1 protein-coding gene is annotated in these 1,190 nt (G+C 55.2%); it reads right to left on the minus strand.

Annotated features, from left to right (window positions below; translation table 11 throughout):
* Positions 1-145: 145 nt before the first annotated feature.
* Positions 146-1,126, minus strand: coding sequence for an IS5 family transposase (locus H096_RS20320; protein WP_033901200.1), 981 nt, complete (start codon positions 1,124-1,126; stop codon positions 146-148).
* Positions 1,127-1,190 lie beyond the last annotated feature (64 nt).

The following is a 1,190-nucleotide window of genomic DNA, read 5'->3' on the forward strand; positions in this document are numbered from 1 at the left end:
GGATGGTCTGAAGTAGGCCGCTATTTTTCGACTGCTGAGCCATAGGTGCTTTCAAAAAACGGCAGCCGTTCAAAACCGATCACGTCTGCCGCCTATTCCATCCATTTTTTCCGCTGAACGCTCCTCGCAGCAGCTATTTCCCTCATTACGGACGCACCTCTCCTGCGCTGGAGAGCAAATATCGACGCGCCATCCAAAGGTTCGACAGGGCGAACAGCGTCACCATCTGAGCAGTGTTTTTCACCAAGCCTCGGAAACGCACTTTCGTATAACCAAACTGACGCTTGATCACTCGAAATGGATGCTCAACCTTGGCGCGAACCTGGGCCTTGGCTTTCTCGATCTTGCGCATCGCTTTGTACAGCGCGCAGCGTTTACCGTGTTTTTTGTAGGTACTGCGCCGGGCTGCAATCTGCCAGATGACGTGGCGTCCCGCATGCTCTTCGCGCTTCTCGACACCGGTATAGCCTGCATCGGCGCAGACCACGTTCTCAGCACCGTGTAGCAGTTTGTCGACTTGGGTTATGTCCGCGACGTTGGCCGCAGTGACCACCACGCTGTGCACCAGCCCTGACTCATCGTCGACACCAATGTGAGCTTTGGCACCGAAGTAATACTGGTTACCTTTCTTGGTTTGATGCATCTCCGGGTCGCGTTTGCCGTCCTTGTTCTTGGTCGAACTGGGCGCATGAATCAGCGTGGCATCGACGATGGTGCCTTGTCGCAGCGACAAGCCACGGTCGCCCAGATAGCCATTGATCACGCCGAGAATACCAGCGGCCAACTCGTGCTTTTCCAGCAGGCGACGGAAGTTGAGGATGGTAGTTTCATCTGGGATCCGCTCCAGGCTCAGACCGGAAAACTGGCGCAAGATCGTCGTCTCGTACAGCGCTTCTTCCATCGCAGGATCGCTGTAACCGAACCAGTTCTGCATGAGATGAACTCGCAACATCGCCATCAACGGATACGCCGGACGACCACCTTCGCCTTTCGGATAATACGGCTCGATCAAGGCAATCAGACCCTTCCAGGGCACGACCTGATCCATCTCGATCAGGAAACGCTCGCGGCGGGTCTGCTTACGTTTGCCAGCGTACTCGGCATCGGCGAAGGACATCTGTTTCATCGGGGCTCAACCGTCGTGTTCGGATCAGGCGGCTATTTCACCAAATCTGAAAGTCTTTTTCAGA

Source organism: Pseudomonas sp. FH1, assembly GCF_000510895.2.
GTDB classification, from domain to species: domain Bacteria; phylum Pseudomonadota; class Gammaproteobacteria; order Pseudomonadales; family Pseudomonadaceae; genus Aquipseudomonas; species Aquipseudomonas azotoformans_A.

What these genes read in the sequence shown, in the direction of transcription:
- H096_RS20320 (WP_033901200.1), bottom strand. Translation starts at nt 1,126, where the DNA reads ATGAAACAGATGTCCTTCGCCGATGCCGAGTACGCTGGCAAACGTAAG.